The 17972-nt window shown below is 35.7% G+C and carries 14 protein-coding genes and 4 tRNA genes; 7 read left to right on the plus strand and 11 right to left on the minus strand.

Translation table 11 applies throughout. The features are described 5' to 3' along the window. The first annotated feature begins 69 nt into the window (after positions 1 to 69). The 5 genes from ACFIMK_RS00610 to ACFIMK_RS00630 all read left to right on the plus strand — a co-directional run bounded on the left by ACFIMK_RS00610 (position 70) and on the right by ACFIMK_RS00630 (position 3265). Positions 70 to 1281 (plus strand): AI-2E family transporter, encoded by a 1212-nt coding sequence (locus ACFIMK_RS00610; RefSeq protein WP_375683058.1) that lies wholly within the window; start codon positions 70 to 72, stop codon positions 1279 to 1281. Continuing rightward, complete coding sequence (gene hdaA / locus ACFIMK_RS00615) at positions 1278 to 1967, plus strand: DnaA regulatory inactivator HdaA (protein ID WP_375671874.1); 690 nt, start codon at positions 1278 to 1280, stop codon at positions 1965 to 1967. Before ACFIMK_RS00610 ends, hdaA begins: the two co-directional genes overlap by 4 nt. 710 nt (positions 1968 to 2677) lie before the next feature. After that, positions 2678 to 2754 (plus strand) — tRNA-Pro (locus ACFIMK_RS00620). A gap of 89 nt (positions 2755 to 2843) precedes the next feature. Beyond that, positions 2844 to 3149 (plus strand): ETC complex I subunit, encoded by a 306-nt coding sequence (locus ACFIMK_RS00625; protein WP_375671875.1) that lies wholly within the window; start codon positions 2844 to 2846, stop codon positions 3147 to 3149. A 39-nt stretch (positions 3150 to 3188) separates the two neighbouring features. After that, a tRNA-Arg gene (locus ACFIMK_RS00630) sits at positions 3189 to 3265 on the plus strand. A 1873-nt stretch (positions 3266 to 5138) separates the two neighbouring features. Here ACFIMK_RS00630 and ACFIMK_RS00635 read toward each other — a convergent pair. The 3 genes from ACFIMK_RS00635 to ACFIMK_RS00645 form a co-directional block, all read right to left on the minus strand. After that, positions 5139 to 5213: transfer RNA gene (locus tag ACFIMK_RS00635), tRNA-Val, on the minus strand. A gap of 97 nt (positions 5214 to 5310) precedes the next feature. After that, positions 5311 to 5673: a cell cycle two-component system response regulator CpdR gene (gene cpdR, locus ACFIMK_RS00640; RefSeq protein ID WP_375613077.1), complete on the minus strand. Its 363-nt coding sequence runs from the start codon at positions 5671 to 5673 to the stop codon at positions 5311 to 5313. A gap of 843 nt (positions 5674 to 6516) precedes the next feature. Further along, the gene (locus ACFIMK_RS00645; protein WP_375613076.1) at positions 6517 to 7434 is read right to left on the minus strand and encodes a serine aminopeptidase domain-containing protein; all 918 of its coding nucleotides are present in this window, start codon (positions 7432 to 7434) and stop codon (positions 6517 to 6519) included. Between the two features lie 258 nt (positions 7435 to 7692). Between ACFIMK_RS00645 and ACFIMK_RS00650 the strand changes: the two genes are divergently transcribed. Beyond that, positions 7693 to 8160, plus strand: coding sequence for an Hsp20 family protein (locus ACFIMK_RS00650; RefSeq protein WP_375613075.1), 468 nt, complete (start codon positions 7693 to 7695; stop codon positions 8158 to 8160). A gap of 251 nt (positions 8161 to 8411) precedes the next feature. On the opposite strand, the gene ACFIMK_RS00655 is transcribed toward ACFIMK_RS00650, so the two are convergent. Continuing rightward, positions 8412 to 8488: transfer RNA gene (locus ACFIMK_RS00655), tRNA-Pro, on the minus strand. Positions 8489 to 9092: 604 nt separating this feature from the next. Between ACFIMK_RS00655 and ACFIMK_RS00660 the strand changes: the two genes are divergently transcribed. Further along, entirely contained in the window at positions 9093 to 9458 is a 366-nt protein-coding gene (locus ACFIMK_RS00660; protein ID WP_375613074.1) for an iron-sulfur cluster assembly accessory protein, read from the plus strand. A gap of 70 nt (positions 9459 to 9528) precedes the next feature. Here ACFIMK_RS00660 and mazG read toward each other — a convergent pair whose 3' ends face one another. From mazG to ACFIMK_RS00695, 7 genes are all read right to left on the minus strand, one after another. Next, entirely contained in the window at positions 9529 to 10344 is an 816-nt protein-coding gene (gene mazG, locus ACFIMK_RS00665) for a nucleoside triphosphate pyrophosphohydrolase (protein WP_375613073.1), read from the minus strand. A gap of 33 nt (positions 10345 to 10377) precedes the next feature. After that, complete coding sequence (locus tag ACFIMK_RS00670; protein ID WP_375683062.1) at positions 10378 to 11307, minus strand: lipid A biosynthesis lauroyl acyltransferase; 930 nt, start codon at positions 11305 to 11307, stop codon at positions 10378 to 10380. A 6-nt stretch (positions 11308 to 11313) separates the two neighbouring features. Next, complete coding sequence (locus ACFIMK_RS00675) at positions 11314 to 12342, minus strand: zinc-binding dehydrogenase (protein ID WP_375633158.1); 1029 nt, start codon at positions 12340 to 12342, stop codon at positions 11314 to 11316. A gap of 57 nt (positions 12343 to 12399) precedes the next feature. Beyond that, positions 12400 to 13674, minus strand: coding sequence for a beta-ketoacyl-ACP synthase (locus ACFIMK_RS00680; RefSeq protein ID WP_375674471.1), 1275 nt, complete (start codon positions 13672 to 13674; stop codon positions 12400 to 12402). A gap of 15 nt (positions 13675 to 13689) precedes the next feature. After that, a complete protein-coding gene (locus tag ACFIMK_RS00685; protein WP_375674473.1) occupies positions 13690 to 14865 on the minus strand; it encodes a beta-ketoacyl-ACP synthase in 1176 nt (391 codons plus the stop codon). A 10-nt stretch (positions 14866 to 14875) separates the two neighbouring features. Further along, on the minus strand, positions 14876 to 15160 hold the full coding sequence (locus tag ACFIMK_RS00690; protein WP_005773457.1) for an acyl carrier protein: 285 nt from the start codon (positions 15158 to 15160) through the stop codon (positions 14876 to 14878). A 189-nt stretch (positions 15161 to 15349) separates the two neighbouring features. Next, positions 15350 to 17668: an NADP-dependent malic enzyme gene (locus ACFIMK_RS00695; protein WP_375611563.1), complete on the minus strand. Its 2319-nt coding sequence runs from the start codon at positions 17666 to 17668 to the stop codon at positions 15350 to 15352. Positions 17669 to 17972: the final 304 nt, after the last annotated feature.

Here is a 17972-nt window from a genome sequence, read left to right on the forward strand (position 1 = left end):
AGCAACTTTTCTTGTACCTTATTTTGAAGTTGTTTATAATTTTTTGTGAAGAATTTTTTAGGATATTTTATGAGCAAGATATCAGATAATCACGGACAGTCCTCTTGGCAGCTTATGAGAAAGAAAGTGAGTGAGAATACATCTCGTGATCGTTATAAGACTTATGTGCCAGCGTATACTCAATTACCTTTGCCGAATAATATGAAAAGACAAATCTTTTTTTGGCTTGGTACGCTGATTTTTTTCATTCTTTTTATGTTTGTTTTTGGATCAATTTTGCTTCCTTTTGTGGCAGGGATTGTGTTGGCTTATTTTCTCAATCCCATTGTTCAATTACTTGAAAAATTTGGTATTCGTCGTGTGTTTGGGACTGTCCTTATCACCCTATTTATTGTTATTACCTTTGTTGCTGCTTTAATTATTTTGATTCCTGTTATTAGTTGGCAAATACAGCAATTTATGAGTGATGGTTTACCTGTTTACATTAATCGTATTCAAACCTTTTTTGTTGAGCATGATTTTGATTGGTTAAGGCGCTATTTTGGAAGTGATCCAAATGAATTACGGAATAATATTAAAGGATTTTTGGGAGAAGGTTCGGATTTTATTACGTCTCTTTTGAATTCACTTTTAAAGTCAGGAAAATCAATCGTTAATATCGTTAGCCTATTTGTTGTGGCACCTGTGGTGGCATTTTATATGTTATTAGATTGGCCACGTATGGTAACAGCAATCGATTCGTTAATACCGCGTGATCATCTTGAAACTGTTCGTAGTATTTTTCATGAAATGGATAGAGCTATTGCAGGCTTTGTTCGTGGACAAGGAACAGTTTGTCTCATATTGGGAGGCTATTATGCTATTGGTTTAACGATTGCAGGACTCAATTTTAGTCTTTTGATTGGTATGTTTATTGGTCTTATTAGCTTTGTTCCTTATATCGGCACAATGAGTGGCTTGGTCCTTTCTGTTGGTATTGCATGGGTCCAGTTTTATCCCAATAATTGGGGGGGAATCATCGTTGTGATGGCACTTTTTTTAATTGGTCAATTTATTGAAGGTTATATTCTTCAACCCAAGCTTGTAGGTTCATCAGTGGGATTACATCCCGTATGGTTGATGTTTTCACTTTTTGCTTTTTCTTCACTCTTTGGTTTTACTGGTATGCTTGTTGCTGTTCCTGCGGCAGCGGCTGTTGGCGTTTTAGTTCGTTTTGCTCTTCATACTTATCTGAGTTCTCAGATGTATTCGCGAAGCGGAAATTCGGAGTCGCTAAAATGAATGGGCGTGAAACGCAATTATCTTTAAATTTTCCTTATGATCCGATTTTTCAATTTGAGGATTTAGTGGTAACGGAAAGCAATCGTATGGCTTTTCAGCTTATTGATCACTGGCCCAATTGGAGCTTACCTATTGCAGTTTTGGTTGGTAAAGAAGGATCTGGAAAAACGCATTTTTCTAATATATGGCTCCAAAAAGCAGATGCTTTCAGGATTCAGCACAATGAACTTGATCAGGCTGTTACTATGGCTTCTTTAGGCAGATCATTTTTAATAGAGGATATTGATACAGGTGAAATCAATGAGACAGAACTTTTTCATTTAATTAACAGTATTAAGCAAGCAAATCTTGATGCACGACAGGCTACTTTATTGATGACGGCACAAACACTTCCTTCCGCTTGGAATTTAATGTTAAATGATCTAAAAAGTCGTCTTAATTCGGTGATGTTCGTTGAAATTAATCAGCCTGATGATGCATTGTTAACAGCTGTTGCATTTAAGCTTTTTTCCGATAGGCAACTTATTGTACATCCAGATACGGTTTATTATCTTGTAAGCCGTTGTGAACGTTCTTTATTTTCATTGAAGCGTGTTGTTGATTCTGTTGATCAGTTGGCATTACAAAGAAAAAGAAAAATAACACGTGCTGTTATTGCTGAAGTTTTAAATAGAAGAAATCCGTAAATACTCCTTATCATGGCTTAATTATTCTGTCCTTCTATTATCGTTTCAATATGTGGAAGACAAGTCATTTAAATTTTCTTCTTTTTGGATATCTATATAAGAGTAAAAAATAGTGTTTTTTACTCTTATCGTGTTTTTATTTTAAATAGCTTTGAGATTTTATTGTATGATGTTGAATTCTTACCATCTTCGCATTTGAAAATTTTTCTAAAAAGAGCGCTTTATTTTATTTATAATAAAACCTTTGTGCTTTGAAAAAATGTTTGTTGTTTATGGGTTTGGATTGTAGAAGATTCTAGAATTTTTAATAAAAGAGTCTTTGGGAAGATAGAAAAAGAGGGGAAAAAAGCTTAATACAGCTGAATTTTTTGGCTTATGTTCTCTTTGGGAAAGTTTTTCTATGATATTTAAGTCATTTTTTCTAAAACTGTATCTGTGGAATGTGTTTTGATACAATGAGAGCTTGCTTAAAACAGGATAAAAATTATGAAATCCTTATAGAGAAATTCGTTATTTTTTAATATAGATTGGATTTTCTTACGGAAGTTATTTTCTACTATTTGTCAATAAATTTGTTATTGAGTAGGGGGAAAAATTAAAAAATGTGCTTTTTTGTAAAGAAATGCAACAAAATTAAAAAAAAGTGTGTTTTTCTCTTGCACTTCTGTTGTGAAAATTTTAGGAAATGTGCATCAAGTAAATGTAAATGGCGGAGCGTAGCGCAGCCTGGTAGCGCACCTGATTTGGGATCAGGGGGTCGTAGGTTCGAATCCTATCGCTCCGACCATATTTGATTGAGTGTGTGAGAATGACCCAATTGGGTACTTGTGGTGAGAAACTATCATCCAAGCGTTGTGTAATCTGAAGGAAAAAGGCATGATCGCACGTATTTATAGTCCTGCTAAGACAGCTATGCAGTCAGGTAAGGGGAATACAGTTTTTTGGATTCTAGAGTATGAGCCAATGAAAGCAAAAATGCTTGAACCTCTTATGGGCTACACGGCAACGTCTGATATGAATAATCAGGTAAAGATTCGATTTAATAGGAAGGAAGAAGCGATTGCTTTTGCACGTAAGAATGCTATCTCTTACCGTGTAGAAAAGAAACATACATCGATTCGACGTGCTATTTCTTATTCTGATAATTTTCGCAGTGATCGGCAGCATTCTTGGACACATTGAATTGAAGATGCTATTTTGAATTGAGAAAATAATCAGTTGGGTCCCGTAGCTCAGCTGGATAGAGCAACGGCCTTCTAAGCCGTGGGTCACAGGTTCGAATCCTGTCGGGATCACCATGTTTAAATGATATTTATAGGCTATAAAAAGTTAGAGAGTTTTCCTTTTATTCTATTAGCTTATTTTTCTGTATAATCCCGAACCTTTTTGATGTTTTTTGGTTTATTTTGCTGCTACACGTTTTCTGTTGACTGTTTTAGTATAAAATGATGCTGTTTTCTCTTTTTTCAGTAAAAATTGCTTTTGATTGCTGAAACTTTAGCATTGCATATTCTTGCCGCGTGTTGCTACTATATCACATGCTTTAGGAAACAGATTACAAAAACTCTTTTTTATGAGCTTCTTTTCATCTTTCTGAAAATGAATATTTTATTTCTTAGATTAGATTTAAGCATTGCTGCTAGTGCTGGTGAAATTGCCAAAAAACATCTATTGTGATTTTTTTATTTTTTATGAATAATATTATTACGTTTTTTAGCATGATCTTTGGTAAGATCGATTTTGATTAGATACAAGGCATGATGGATTCGATTTAGAACAGTTTATGAAACATTGAAGAATAAAAACGATATCTGTTTATGATGAGAATTTACAGATGGCACAAGAGGTGGAAAATATCTTCTTGTCTTGGAAGCTGTGATTCATAACGAATTACTTCTTTATAGTTTTTTCGTATAAAAAGATGTTATATGTGCCGTCCAGATAAGATATTGTTTTTTTCAATGAGAGACACTTGCGGACAATTTGATTTAACATGATTGTCACTGTTTCTCAGGTAGGGTTATAGGTTTCATCAATGTTTAGGTTTTCTTAGTCTTATAGGTTTAAGAATGTATACTGTGTATTTATATGAATGAAGATAGATTGTATCTTAGAGTTAAATTTTTAGATTTCATATTTACATTTTCAAATGTTTTTTCTTATTTCTTTATAGTTTGTACATCATGTTAGAAGTATTTTAATATTGGATAACAATCACATTAAAATGTTATGCAGATGAGCTTTGAAGATCTAAACTCACACGGTTCAAGGTGATCATTATTTCAATAGGAATACAGTGTGAGGAGAATGCCATTTTACAGGCTTTGTTTTAAGAGATATCTCTTAGAGCTCACTTCACGCTGGCGCTCGTGAATGGTACAATGATAAATCCATTGAGCTCCATCATCTTTACACTTATGAAGAAATAAGCTGACATTATCATACACTTTGCCTATTTGTCAGCCTCCGATGTTGCAATAGATCTCAGCACTTGAGGCATTTATCGGCATTTTTGTGCTTTTTTATACAATTTTTACTTAATATTAATTCCTCTTATGACGTGTAAGAGAGACGGTTTTGTTTAATTCAATATAAATAGGTTTGAAATGAGAAAACATTACGATATTCGGATTTCTCATTCAACATGGCAAACAATAAAACATGATTATAAATCAAATGTATTTTTAGAATGAAAAAAATTGCTTTTATCGTGTTTTTTACTCTTTTTAATATTTTATTATAATCTGTAATTGGTAAACTCAAAATACAGCTCTAAGGTTAAGTGTTTTATATCTATCGAAGTGACTGTGGTTATATCTAACTGTTTGGACAACAAGTTGTATACCAATAGACATGAAAGAATTAAGAAAAACAGGGGATAGATCAGGAAACAAACAATATTTTTTAGAACGGAAGCCTATGCTTGTGGAAAGAATTTTAAAATCAAACTTCTAATCTGTTGCAAAATGAGGCTGTTATTACGTTTGTGATACTTTTAGATGGCTTCCCCTAAGAGGCGCTATCAGAACGTAAAAAATATTAGAAACACTCCGTAAAGTATGCCCTTTGTAGAGGCATATTGCAAAATCTTATTTCCGAATCTTTATTTACGCATCCCGTACCTTGGAAGAATACGATAATTCGATAATTTATTTATACTATAAAGTTGAATGGTGGGCGTGACAGGGATTGAACCTGTGACCCCTACGATGTCAACGTAGTGCTCTCCCGCTGAGCTACACGCCCATTCATTGATGTTGCATACACCATATAGAATGCCAAACGTCAATGCCTAATTTCATTTTCTCTTTCAACAGATGCAAATAACTTTAAAAAATACTTTTTAAGCAGCAATAAGGATTTTTTCAACCTCATTGACGAGTTCACGTAAGTGAAATGGCTTAGAGAGAACCTTTGCATCAGGAGGGGTATCACTATTTGAATTGAGTGCTACTGCTGCAAAACCCGTAATGAACATTACTCGTAAATCAGGGTCAATCTCAGTAGCACGTCGTGCGAGTTCGATTCCGTCCATCTCTGGCATCACAATATCAGTCAGGAGAAGGGAAAATGGCTCTTCTTGTAAACGTTCATATGCGCTAATACCATTATCGAAATCGGCGACTTCGTAGCCTGCACGTTCTAGGGCTTTTACGAGAAAGCGACGCATATCGTTATCATCTTCTGCGAGCAGGATTCGTTTCATGATTATGTTCCAATGGCTCCATTTGTCAGAGTTTTGCCGCATCAATTATACAATATAGAGTATTTAGAAAAAAGATGGTAAAATGCTCATAATTGAAATGAATGGCAAAATGGTTAATTCTTACATTCTTATTCAGAATACAGCATATTCGTTGTGAGTTGGTTAAATTCGAAATATATGTGATTTTGAAAAAAGAAGGGGGGCTCTAAAACTTCTAAGATGATTCATTGCTATCTTTTCTTTTAAATTTGCTGATTATTATCAGAATTCCATTAAAAAACTTATGAAAACCATTATTGTAGGGACTTCCTATATCGAGAAATTAAAAGAATATTATGTTAATTTATTGTTTTTAAAAAGTTCTCCTAAGAAATAGAAATTTTATAGTTATTTGTTTTTATAGAGATTTGTAATAAATATTATAAATGCGCTTTATTTCCAGTTTTTTTCCTTAAATAGATGAAAAATATTGTTTTCCTAGATATAATATTAAATTATCACTTAATAACAGATCAAAAATAGTATTTTGATGCTTTATTTATAAATATGTATCATGTTATATTAAGATAGATTTATTATTTTTATTTATATAAATAGTTTTTTATTAAGTTATTTTTTATGATGTAAAATAATATTGTTTAATGTAATGATATACTTTGTATATTAGTTTTTTTATTAGAATGCATGGTGAATATTTAGGTCATGGCTTGTCTGTAGAGGCTAGAAAACGAATCATATGAGTGGTTGGAAAGAAAAATCTATTATATTTAAAAGTTTTTGTAGATCCAATGCTCGTAGAAAAATTCTTTTTTGATGGGGCGGAGCGGAAATTAAGGTTTAGTGCTATTTTACAGATACATTATCGGGAATAAATGCATCGAATGCAGCCCAAAATTGCTTTTTATAATCTTCGTTAACCATAATTGTATCCAGTTTAGCGCCTGTAATAGTAATACTTTCTGTTAGACGTGTGTGTTGGCATAATTGCCGCACTTCAATGTTGTTTGCAATATTGTTTTGATTGGCAAGAATAAAGAGTGTTGGGATTCGTAAATCTCCATGAAGTACATTTCTCTTCATAGAATCAATCGCATTAAATACTGAAGCCATCCATTGGGATGTTGGGGGCTTAATGGAAGGGAGCGGCACTTTATCTATGTATCCCAATTGTATATTTTTTTGTTTTGTCTTGTTTAATTTTTTCCCATCTTTCACTGGTATAAAGCCAAGACCTATATCAGAAAGAAATTGTGTTAATTTATGTTGAAAACTATTCGTTTTATTGCCGAATGGAGCAAAAAGGGGAGAAACACAGAGCAATCTATTAAACTGATGATTAATGAGATCTAATCCGCTAAGTGCTATCAATCCACCTATGCCATAGGCGAGCATAGAATAAGGCGGCGGACAATTAGGATAAACAATACTTTTAAGAAATTTATATAAGTCATTAATATCATTATTTATATCAAAACAATGATGTCGGCTTTGTTTTCTTATCTTGAAGGATGTTTTTTCTTGATCAAAGCAGTCAAATATTGCTGTATGAAAACCGCGTTTAGAAATTTCATTTATTAATAAAAAATATTTTTCTAAAGTATTTGCGTAGCTTTTGAGAATAACAATTGTTCCCTTAGATTTTTCCACCTCAGGATATGTTATAGCAAAACGAATTTCGTGATCTATTGCTATTTTAAGAGTATCATGATGGATATTAAGAAAAGTGGAACCCCAGTCTATGGGATAAAGAGGTGTTTCCAATTGAAATCCTTTACAGTGTATTTGCCGCTTAGTGCTTTGACATTTATGTAATGAAGAAAGAGGATTAAAAAAGGGGTATATTGCTTTTTAGATAGTTTTTATCAATTTAGGTCCCAAAGAGTTGAAATAAAGAAAAACGATTACTAGATAATATAATGCGGTTGCCATGATGGGGCCGCAGGTTCACAAGTAAGTTTGCCATATGGGAACTTTGTGAATTAATTATAAATTATAGTCGCTCTAGAGGAGGGCAATATTATGCGTCAAGTAGATTTTTCACCATTTTATCGTTCCACAGTAGGTTTTGATCATCTTTTTAACTGGTTTGATTCTAGAACACAACCAGACGAAGTTTCTTCTTATCCCCCTTATAATATCGAGCGTTTAACTGAAGATTCTTATAGAATTTCTATGGCGGTTGCTGGTTTTTCTCAAGATGAAATTGATATTGAAACGCATTGTAACCAGCTGATCGTTAAGGGAGACAGAAAGTCTAAAAATGATGATGAAGAGCGAGAATTCCTTTATCGAGGCATTGCTTCGCGTGCTTTTGAACGGCGTTTTCATTTGGCTGATCATGTTAAGGTTATTGGGGCAGAACTTGGAGATGGGCTTCTTCATATTCAGCTTAAAAGGGAAATGCCAGCTGAATTAAAACCCAAAAAGATAACCGTACAGATGTCACCATCCATTACAAAAAATGATAACAGCGACGTTATCGTGTAAAGAAAATTTAGAAAATATGAGATCGGATAATTATAAATTTTTCTGAAAAATAAAAAACGCGAGGCAAAAGGTCTCGCGTTTCGTATGTGTTTTCCTAAGAACGAAGCGCATTTTAATAAAAAAGCTTATCTCGAATTTATGATAAAATATCATTGCACATTATTCTACGTTGAAGAAAAAGTTCATGTGTGTGCAATTGAAATGCATAATGATTCACTTTTTAAGTAAGCTTATTTATAGCATTTTAAAAATGGTCGGAGCGGCGGGATTTGAACCCACGACCCCTTGACCCCCAGTCAAGTGCGCTACCAAGCTGCGCTACGCTCCGAGTTCGTGTAAAACGATTAAATGACTGTTTCTTTAAAGGCAAGAGAAAAAATAAACAGAATAAAATCTAAAATGCTCTTGCACTTAGAGCTTTTGAAAGTAAAAATTTTGGACATCAATATTTTGTTGTTAATTCAAGATAAATAACGAATTTGTAAAATTCTTTGTGATCATTAAATTTTTAGCTCTATAGTTAATAGATGTATGCATTTAATTACTTTTGAGATTGTGAGGAGGGGGTAAGATTGGTGTAGAGGTATGAATTGGAGCAAATGAGTGCTGAAGGTATATTTTTTTCTTACCTAATCGTTACTTTTCTAAAAAGATAAAGATTTTCAAAAGAAGAGGAGTGAATGTATGGTTTTGAAAAGTTTTCGTTTTTTAGAGTTTTATAGACGAGGTATTTTCATTTTATATGGATAAAAAATTGTAAGTTCTGGATTGTATAATCACAAATCTCATTTTACGGGTATGTATTTTTATCCAAATAAACAAGATCAGAATGCTTTAATTTATGTTTTGTTGTTTTTTTTCTAAAATATCAGATAAAATATTATAGAGGAAAAACTTTCAAAGTGTCTATTGAACTAAGAAAAGAGTAAAGGATGAGCCGTTTTTCGGTAATAAACTTGACGCAAGCAGCAGTGGATCGTGTTAAAGCGATTATGGATGCAAAAGATGCACAGGGTATTCTTGTTGGTATCAAAAAAGGTGGTTGTGCAGGGATGGAGTATACAATTACTCTTGTCAAAGAAAAGGGGATAGATGCGGATGTTGTTGAAGTGAATGGTGCCCGTGTTTTTGTAGCACATGATGCGGTATTATTTTTATTAGGGACGCAGATGGATTATGAAGTGACAACGCTTCAGTCTGGTTTTGTCTTTAAAAACCCTAATCAAGTTTCAGCATGCGGGTGTGGCGAATCGGTGGAACTTCGTCCTGCTACGCAGGATCAATATAAAACAAATTGAGCTGAGCTAAATTATAATTTAGTAATTTTAGAGGGGCTTGTTCTTTTAGGTAGAAGAAATCTACTATTTTTTATCGTTCATTTTTAGCTTGCTTCCAAAGTGCTTCCATTTCATTCAAGGATGCGTCAGTGAGTGTTTTAGATTGAGTGGATAGCTTTTCTTCAATATAGGCGAAACGATTTCGAAATTTTATATTCGTTTTTTTTAATGCTTTTTGTGAATCAATCGCTAAGTGGCGCGCGAGATTAAGAAGTATAAAGTAGAGATCTCCAAACTCTGCTTCTATCTCTGAGTTTTGTTTATTTTTGATGGCTTCTTTGAGCTCTTCCAGTTCTTCTTCTATTTTTTCAAAAACTTTATCACTTTTTTGCCAATCAAAACCTACTTTAGCTGCTGTTTCTTGTAAAGCAAGTGCCTCTTGGTTTGCTGGCTGGATTTGTTTTACTGTTGCGAGTATGCTTATGGAGGAATTGTTGTTTTTTTCTTCGCACATTCTTTTTTGTTCAACCTGTTCTCTTTTTTTTATATATTCCCACTCCTCTTTTATAAATCCTCGTTTTTTTTGCTCGGCATTTCCAAAAACATGAGGATGGCGTCGAATCATTTTTTCCGTGATTGCATAAACAACATCTTCAAAAGTAAAGCTGCCTTCTTCTTGTGCTATGGTAGCATGATAGACAACTTGTAAAAGAAGATCCCCAAGTTCTTCACAGAGATCCTTTCGATTCTTTCGTTCAATGGCATCGATGACTTCGTAAACTTCTTCGAGCATATAGGGTATGAGGGATTCAAAAGTTTGTTTTTTATGCCAGATACAACCATTATCAGAGTTTCGTAATGCAGTGATAATTGCAGTGAGATCTTTGATATCTTTTGAGGCTAACATTTTGCACTTCCTTTGTAAGCAATAGAGCTTATGTTAGATGTCCCAACGTCTATGTAACCACATCCATTGTCCAGGATATTCACGGACCCAAGATTCAACAATATCATTTAATTTTTGCGTAGAAGCAGCTATATCGATATCATTTTTTTCATCACGTGGAAGTTCTACATGTTCATATAACTCTAAACGATGACGTCCACTAGGCAAACGAATACAACGTGCTGGATAAATATCACAGTCATATTGTCGAGCAAGTTTTATAATTAAGGGGTTTGTTTTAAGAGGTCTGTTAAAAAATGTTCCCATGATACCGCGGCGAAATTTTTGATCAACGAGCATACCAACATTTTCACCTTCTTCTAATTTGGCTGCTAATGCCCATGCTGCTCCGGCCTTGGAGGGAACAAGGTGTCCCATAGAAGTTAGTCGTGCTTTAAGGATTCGTTTGGCAACATAGGGATTATTGGGTGGTCTAAATAATACCGTAACATTAAGATTAAAACTTTGTGCACAAATAGGCAGAAGTTCAAAATTGCCAGTATGTGCGGTGAAAAAAATATGTGGTTTTTTTTCATTTTTTAATCGCTCAAATATTTCAATGCCTTTAACCTCAATGAAACCTGGCTCGTCTGCATGAGGATCAAAATCAAAAATTTTATCAAGAAAAATATATTCAGCTAGGAAACGTCCTATATTTTCCCACATTTCTATTGCAATCGCACGGAGTTCTTGCTCTGTTTTTTCTGGATATGCACTCCTAAGGTTTGCAAGTGTGATTTGATGACGATGTACAAGGGGACCAATTTTTTTTGCTAACCAAGCAAAAAAAGAAATTCCCATTTTGGCTGGAAAACATTTTAGAATAAATAAAGAACCAAAGAGTAGATATGCCCATAACAAGTAGGATATTTTTTTAGCTATAATTTTAATACGATATATGAGATTTTTAAGAGAAAGCTTCATCATGATTTAATCGATTTTAAGGATAATTTTACCAAAAACATCACGACTCTCCATTCGTTTTAAAGCTGTATCAATTTCATCCAGCCCAACAATTGTATCAATGACAGGGTGTACGGCTTTTTGTGCCATTTTTTGCATGGCATTTTTCATATTTTCCATACGGCAGCCAAATGAACCGAATATCTTGAGCTGTTGCTGGAATAATTGCATGAGATTTATTGGTGCTGAAACACCAGAGGTAGAACCGCAAGTCACTAAGCGTGCTCCTTTTTTCATACATAACAGAGAACCGTTCCATGTATCGACACCAACATGCTCAAAAACAACATCAACACCTTTTTTTTGGGTTAATTTACGCACTACACCTTCAAAACGATCTTTACGATAATTAATCACATGATCTGCCCCAAGAGAGTGCGCTTTTGCAATTTTTTCATCTGAACCTACAGTTGTGATAACTGTACAGCCCATGTGTTTTGCAAGTTGAATGGCTGCAGAACCAATACCTGAGCCACCAGCCTGTACCAGGATTGTTTCTCCTGCTTGTAGTTTTGCGTTATCGAAAAGCATATGTTCTACGGTACCAAAAGTAATTGGAGCAACTGCTGCTTGCAATTCATCACATTGGGGAGGTGATGGAACTAATAAACGTGCTGGCAAATTGACAAGCTCACACGCAAATCCATCAAGGTGAAAACCATAGACTCCCTTTACATTACTGCAAAGATTATCCCGTCCTTCATGACAAGCTTGGCATACTCCGCAGGTTTGTGCACCATAAATTGAGACAATCTGTCCAAGTTGGAGATGTTCAACGCCATCTCCTATTTGTATAACCTCACCAGAGGCTTCTGCACCAATGATGAGTGGCATTTTTCTTTTCGCAAAAGCCATGCCACGCCATCCCCATACATCAATATGATTAAGAGCAACGGCTTTTATCCGCACAGTTACTTCACCTATACTAGGTGAAGATGGCGGGGAAATATTGGTGATTTCAAGCCGACGATCATCGAAGAGTTTCAGTGCACGCATTATCATCCCCCTTAAATATATTATTGGTTAGCGTTATAAAATTTTATTATTAAAGGATTATCCTTTATATGCAGTGATAACAAGACTCATATTTTGACCACCAAATCCAAATGAGTTTGACAAAACCGCATTGACACAGGACTTACGGCTATGATGAGGAACAACATCTAAAGGGATAGTAGGGTCAGGATTATCATAATTTATTGTCGGTGGAAGTATTCCCGATTGAATGGTTAAAAGCGAAAAAACCGCTTCTATTGCACCAGCAGCAGTTAATGTATGCCCAATCATTGATTTATTAGAAGAGACAGGAATATGCTCTAAAAGATCACCGAATACTGTTGATAATGCAAGATATTCCATTTTCTCATTTTCAGGTGTTGAAGTTCCGTGGGCATTAATATAGTCAATTTCATTGATGGTTATTTTTGCATCGTCTAAAGCTTTGCGAACGGATTCAATTGCTGGTGATGCATCGGGTTTTGAACGTGTACGGTGAAAGTCATCGGCGGTTTCTCCACAGCCAGCTAAAATTCCTAAAACTGTAGCATTACGGTTTAATGCGCTTTGAAGAGATTCAAGAACAAGAGCGCCTGAGCCTTCTGCCATAACAAAACCATCTCGATCACGGCTAAAGGGTTTTGCTGCTTTTTCTGGAGGCTCATTCTGAGTTGAAAGAGCAGATAGTAGCGAAAAACGAATAAGAGATTCTGCTGAAACTGATCCATCTGTCGCAATTATGAGAGCTCTATTTGTCTCTCTCCGTCTAATAGACTCAACACCTAATTGAATTGCTGTTGCACCAGATGCACAGGCAGTGGAAAGTGTAACAGGAAGTCCTTTTGTGCCAAATGTTTTTTGAAGTTTTTCTGCAATTGCACCAAATTGTGTGGATTCAAAAAGCGTCTCATGGAGTTTATCCTTACAGACTTTAAGAAGATGTGCATAAGAAGGCTCATTATTGAATTCTTCCTCTTGATCAAGACTAAAACGTGCTTTCCATTCAAGTTCAACAGGAGGAGCAGCTAGAAAGAGTGGTCCATTAAATTTTTTTTTATCAATAGTAGCTTGTTCTAAAGCTTCTTCAGCAGAAAGATGTGCAAGCTTCTCAGAGAGAGCTGAAGCACCAAGTGTACTTTCTTTAAGAAAATCAATTGTTCCAGCAATATATGTATTTAATCCCTCAACGGGAAAACGTGTTATTTTGTGGATACCACTTACACCGCTAGTTAATTTTTGCCAATTTTCATGTTTCCCTTGTCCCAGTGATGTGACAATGCCTGCACCAGTTATTGCTACAAGTGGACGCCCAAAATGATCATGATATTTCACTATAGAAATTCCCCTTCAAACAGCAGTAAGACGCACAATACCTTCAGCTCTTTTTATACCAATCGTTGTAACAAATATTTCACGTACTTCTTTAGAAAAAGGTTTTTCATGAGGACTTAACACTGGAAAACCGCGTTTTTTTTCAATTGAAAGTGCTGCAAGAGCTAGAGCTAGAGGAAATTGTGCTTCCCGCATATAACCAAATAATGTTGTAATGCCACGGTAAAATAGATCAGCATTATCAAGAGCATTTTGTTCTGCTTTTGTTGCTTCGTGAGCTCCTGAGGCTGCTGAAATGGCTAAGGCAGATTTAGCGCCCGCAGTTTTTAACATTGTTGCAATTGAATCTCTAAGTGGAATTTTGGTTCTATCTGTTTGGTCTGTAATAATTTGGCTAATTTCAGCATAAGCACGTGCGTTGCGTTTTTTGGCATGTTCTCCACTTTCAATAACTAGGAAGATCCCACCAGAACCTGCTATGACACCGCCGCCTGGATAGATTCCACGATCCCACACTGGGCTCCATCCATTATGGGTTAAAAGACCACCAAGCTCATGCGCCAACAACATATCATAACTTTGTGCATTATAGGAACTTCCTACAAGAGCATGGGTACTTTGACCTGATTTAATACGAGCTACAGCAATTTGAAGTGCAGAAAGACCACTGCCTTCTTCTCCCATAAATGTACGAGATGATCCAGTGACTTTATGAACAATTGAAATGTTTCCTGCCAAAAGGTTTGAAAGTTGTGCCAAAAATAATGTTGGACGAAGTTCAGTTGAAAGAGCAACATTTAACATAGAAGCATGATCGGCAACTGCGCGCGCTTTAGAAAGAATCTGTGTATCAACAGTAATATCACGTTCTCCCCCACTTGCCGCTACGATCATATCCATTGTTGAAGTGAGTTGTTCATTATTTTTCATGCCAGCATCATCAAGAGCAAGACCAGCCGCATAGGTACCAAGACGCTGCCATGTTCCCATTTGCCGTTGATCACTTTTTTTAGGAATTTGTAAACTCCAATCAATTTCGGGCAATTTATGAACCGTGTAAGGTGAAAAAGTTGTATAATCTAGGTTTGGTGTACGGATTGGATCATTTAAGAGATTCCAATGTTGATCAGTTCCTTCCCCCAGAGAGCTTATGAGACCTATACCAGTGATGAATACAGATTGATCATGCATGGCGAAAAAACTACTCCGCCTGTTTTAAGGCAACGAGATCATCAATTTTTGCACAAAGGTTTTTAAGAACAAAGTATTCTTCTGTTGCAACGGTACCTTCGTTGACTTCTTGTGTCCATTGTTCTAGAGGGACTTTTATTCCAAAAGCTTTATCAATAGCGAAAACAATATCAAGAAAATCAAGACTGTCGATTCCTAAATCGTCAATTGTATGACTCTCAGGTGTAATTGTATTGCGATCAATTTCACTGATTTCTGCAATGATATCAGCAACTTTATCAAACGTGGAAGGCAATGTACGGATTCCTTATTATAGAGTTAGTAAATTCAAAATACATTTAATATTGTTCTTCTAGCCTTTTTTCTCTTTAAAAAAAAGACTTAATCCAGAATATAGCTGTCTTTATCTATAGAGAAAAGAGGTTTACAGTACATGAAATACTATATCTCAATATTTAAAAAACTTTGAAATTTTATTACGCATTTATTTTACGAGACTATTTTTTCTATTGGCAGCAAGGACAGCAAGGGCTGTTATATTAACAACTCCCCGGGAAGTTACTGAAGGTGTTAAGATATGGGCGGGACGTGCTGCCCCGATTAGAATAGGACCAACATGGAGTGCATTTGTGAGGCTTTTAACAGTGTTGAGCGTGATATTGGCTGAATCAAGTGTTGGAAAGACAAGCAAATTAGCTTCACTTTTAAGACGAGAATTAGGAAAAACACGATCACGAAAAACTTTGGAAAGGGCAGCATCAGCATGCATTTCACCATCTGCTTCTAAATCAGGGTGTAATTTGGCAAGAATTTCTGTTGCACGTCGCATTTTACGCGCACTTTCTGTGTTTTTAGAACCAAAGTTTGAGTGTGATAATAAGGCTGCTTTTGGTGTTATTCCAAATGCTTCAACTTCTTGAGCTGCCAACACAGTCATTTCAGCGATTTCTTCTGCAGAAGGATTTTCATTGACGTAAGTATCTGTAAGGAAAAGAGTACGTTGTTGAGAGATAAGCAAACTCATAGCAGAAAAACGGTGAACATGAGGATCAAGACCGATAATTTGTTCAATCAATTCAAGTTGACGTTCAAAGCGTCCTTCTAAGCCGCAAATCATTGCATCTGCTTCTTCACGCATAACGGCAAGGGCAGCAATAGCCGTTGTTGATGTTCTCACTACTGTTTTTGCCATTTCAGGCGTAACACCACGCCTTCCTGTATAATGAAAAAATAAATTAACATAATCACGAAAACGTGGATCATCTTCAGGGTTTGTTAATTCAAAATCTATACCGGGACGAATTCTTAAACCAAAGCGTTTTAATCTTGCTTCTACGACATGTGGACGGCCGATAAGGAGGGGCGTTGCTGTTTGTTCTTCAATGACAACTTGTGCCGCACGAAGGACGCGTTCATCTTCACCATTGGCATAGATGACGCGTTTACGTTTTGCTGTTTTTGCTGCAGCAAAAACAGGTTTCATTGTTAAACCAGAAAGAAAGACAAATCGATTGAGGATATCATAGTAGGCCTCCATATCTTCAATGGGACGAATGGCAACACCAGTTGTCATTGCTGCTTTAGCAACAGCGGGGGCAATACGCAGTATTAAACGCGGATCAAAAGGAGAGGGGATTAGATAGTCTGGTCCAAAATTGGGTGGTTCTTTTGAGTATGCACGTGCTACAACATCTGAAGTTTCTTCACGTGCAAGGGCAGCAATCGCATGAACAGCGGCCATTTTCATTTCTTCATTAATTGCACTAGCACCTACGTCTAATGCACCACGGAAGATATAGGGAAAACAAAGGACATTATTAACTTGATTGGGATAATCAGAGCGTCCTGTGCAGATCATTGCATCTGGTCGTATAGAGCGTGCTTCTTCAGGCATAATTTCTGGTACTGGATTAGCCAGTGCTAAAATGAGTGGATTTTGAGCCATTCTTTTAAGATATTCAGGCTTTAAAACACCACCTGCAGATAGGCCTAGAAAAATATCCGCATCATCAATAATATCAGATAAAGTTCGTGCGTCCGTTTTTTGTGCGTAATTGATTTTCCAACGATCCATAAGGGTCTTGCGACCTTCATAAACAACTCCCTCTAAGTCACTAAGCCAAATATTTTCAACTTTTGCCCCAAGACGAACCAAAAGATTAAGGCAAGCGAGGGCAGCAGCACCTGCACCTGAGGTAACTATTTTTGCATTTTCAATTTTTTTTCCTGAAAGATTTAAGGCATTTAATACAGCCGCAGAAACAATAATGGCAGTTCCATGTTGGTCATCATGAAAAACTGGAATTTTCATTTTAGCACGAAGCTTTTCTTCGATGTCAAAACATTCAGGAGCCTTAATGTCTTCAAGATTAATGCCACCAAATGTAGGTTCTAAAGTCGATACCGTTTGTACCATTTGTTCTATATCGGATGCATCAATTTCAATATCAAAGACATCAATATTCGCAAATTTTTTGAATAAAACGGCTTTACCTTCCATAACTGGCTTTGAAGCAAGAGGGCCAATATTTCCTAAACCAAGAACAGCAGTTCCATTGGATATAACAGCGACTAAATTAGAACGGGAGGTATATTGAGCAGCAAGATTAGGATCTTCATGAATTGCAAGACATGGTGCAGCAACACCTGGAGAATAAGCAAGAGCTAAATCACGTTGGTTATCAAGAGGTTTTGTTGCTTGTATTTCCAATTTTCCAGGTTTAGGGTACTGGTGATAAAAAAGTGCGGCACTGTCAAGTTCAGCTTTTGGTGAACTGAAATCACTATTTCGTTCTCTAGACATTTTTATGATATCCAAGTTAGCGTATGTGTATATGAGATGTTCCATCTACGATAAGGTTTTGTCCACTAATAGATCCTCATTTCTCTGAATATCAAAATGCATGAGTATGAGAAAACTCTTCTGGATCGTAAAACCAGTTTGATGATTCTTTTTGTTTGTGTGCATGAATAATTTCATTGATAGAAGCACGATTAGTTTTTTCTTTCCTTAATAAAACGCGTAAAAATTGATTAGTCTACAAACGAATAAAATATTACTAATAATTACATTACCAAGCCATTATTTTTTTTGCAATGCTTACAAC

It is taken from the genome of Bartonella sp. AP280QHHD, from assembly GCF_042196125.1.
Taxonomy (GTDB): domain Bacteria; phylum Pseudomonadota; class Alphaproteobacteria; order Rhizobiales; family Rhizobiaceae; genus Bartonella.

What these genes read in the sequence shown, in the direction of transcription:
- cpdR (WP_375613077.1), bottom strand. Translation starts at nt 5,673, where the DNA reads ATGAAACGAATCCTGCTCGCAGAAGATGATAACGATATGCGTCGCTTT.
- ACFIMK_RS00650 (WP_375613075.1), top strand. Translation starts at nt 7,693, where the DNA reads ATGCGTCAAGTAGATTTTTCACCATTTTATCGTTCCACAGTAGGTTTT.
- ACFIMK_RS00675 (WP_375633158.1), bottom strand. Translation starts at nt 12,342, where the DNA reads ATGCGTGCACTGAAACTCTTCGATGATCGTCGGCTTGAAATCACCAAT.
- ACFIMK_RS00610 (WP_375683058.1), top strand. Translation starts at nt 70, where the DNA reads ATGAGCAAGATATCAGATAATCACGGACAGTCCTCTTGGCAGCTTATG.
- ACFIMK_RS00685 (WP_375674473.1), bottom strand. Translation starts at nt 14,865, where the DNA reads ATGCATGATCAATCTGTATTCATCACTGGTATAGGTCTCATAAGCTCT.
- ACFIMK_RS00695 (WP_375611563.1), bottom strand. Translation starts at nt 17,668, where the DNA reads ATGTCTAGAGAACGAAATAGTGATTTCAGTTCACCAAAAGCTGAACTT.
- hdaA (WP_375671874.1), top strand. Translation starts at nt 1,278, where the DNA reads ATGAATGGGCGTGAAACGCAATTATCTTTAAATTTTCCTTATGATCCG.
- ACFIMK_RS00625 (WP_375671875.1), top strand. Translation starts at nt 2,844, where the DNA reads ATGATCGCACGTATTTATAGTCCTGCTAAGACAGCTATGCAGTCAGGT.
- ACFIMK_RS00660 (WP_375613074.1), top strand. Translation starts at nt 9,093, where the DNA reads ATGAGCCGTTTTTCGGTAATAAACTTGACGCAAGCAGCAGTGGATCGT.
- ACFIMK_RS00670 (WP_375683062.1), bottom strand. Translation starts at nt 11,307, where the DNA reads ATGAAGCTTTCTCTTAAAAATCTCATATATCGTATTAAAATTATAGCT.
- mazG (WP_375613073.1), bottom strand. Translation starts at nt 10,344, where the DNA reads ATGTTAGCCTCAAAAGATATCAAAGATCTCACTGCAATTATCACTGCA.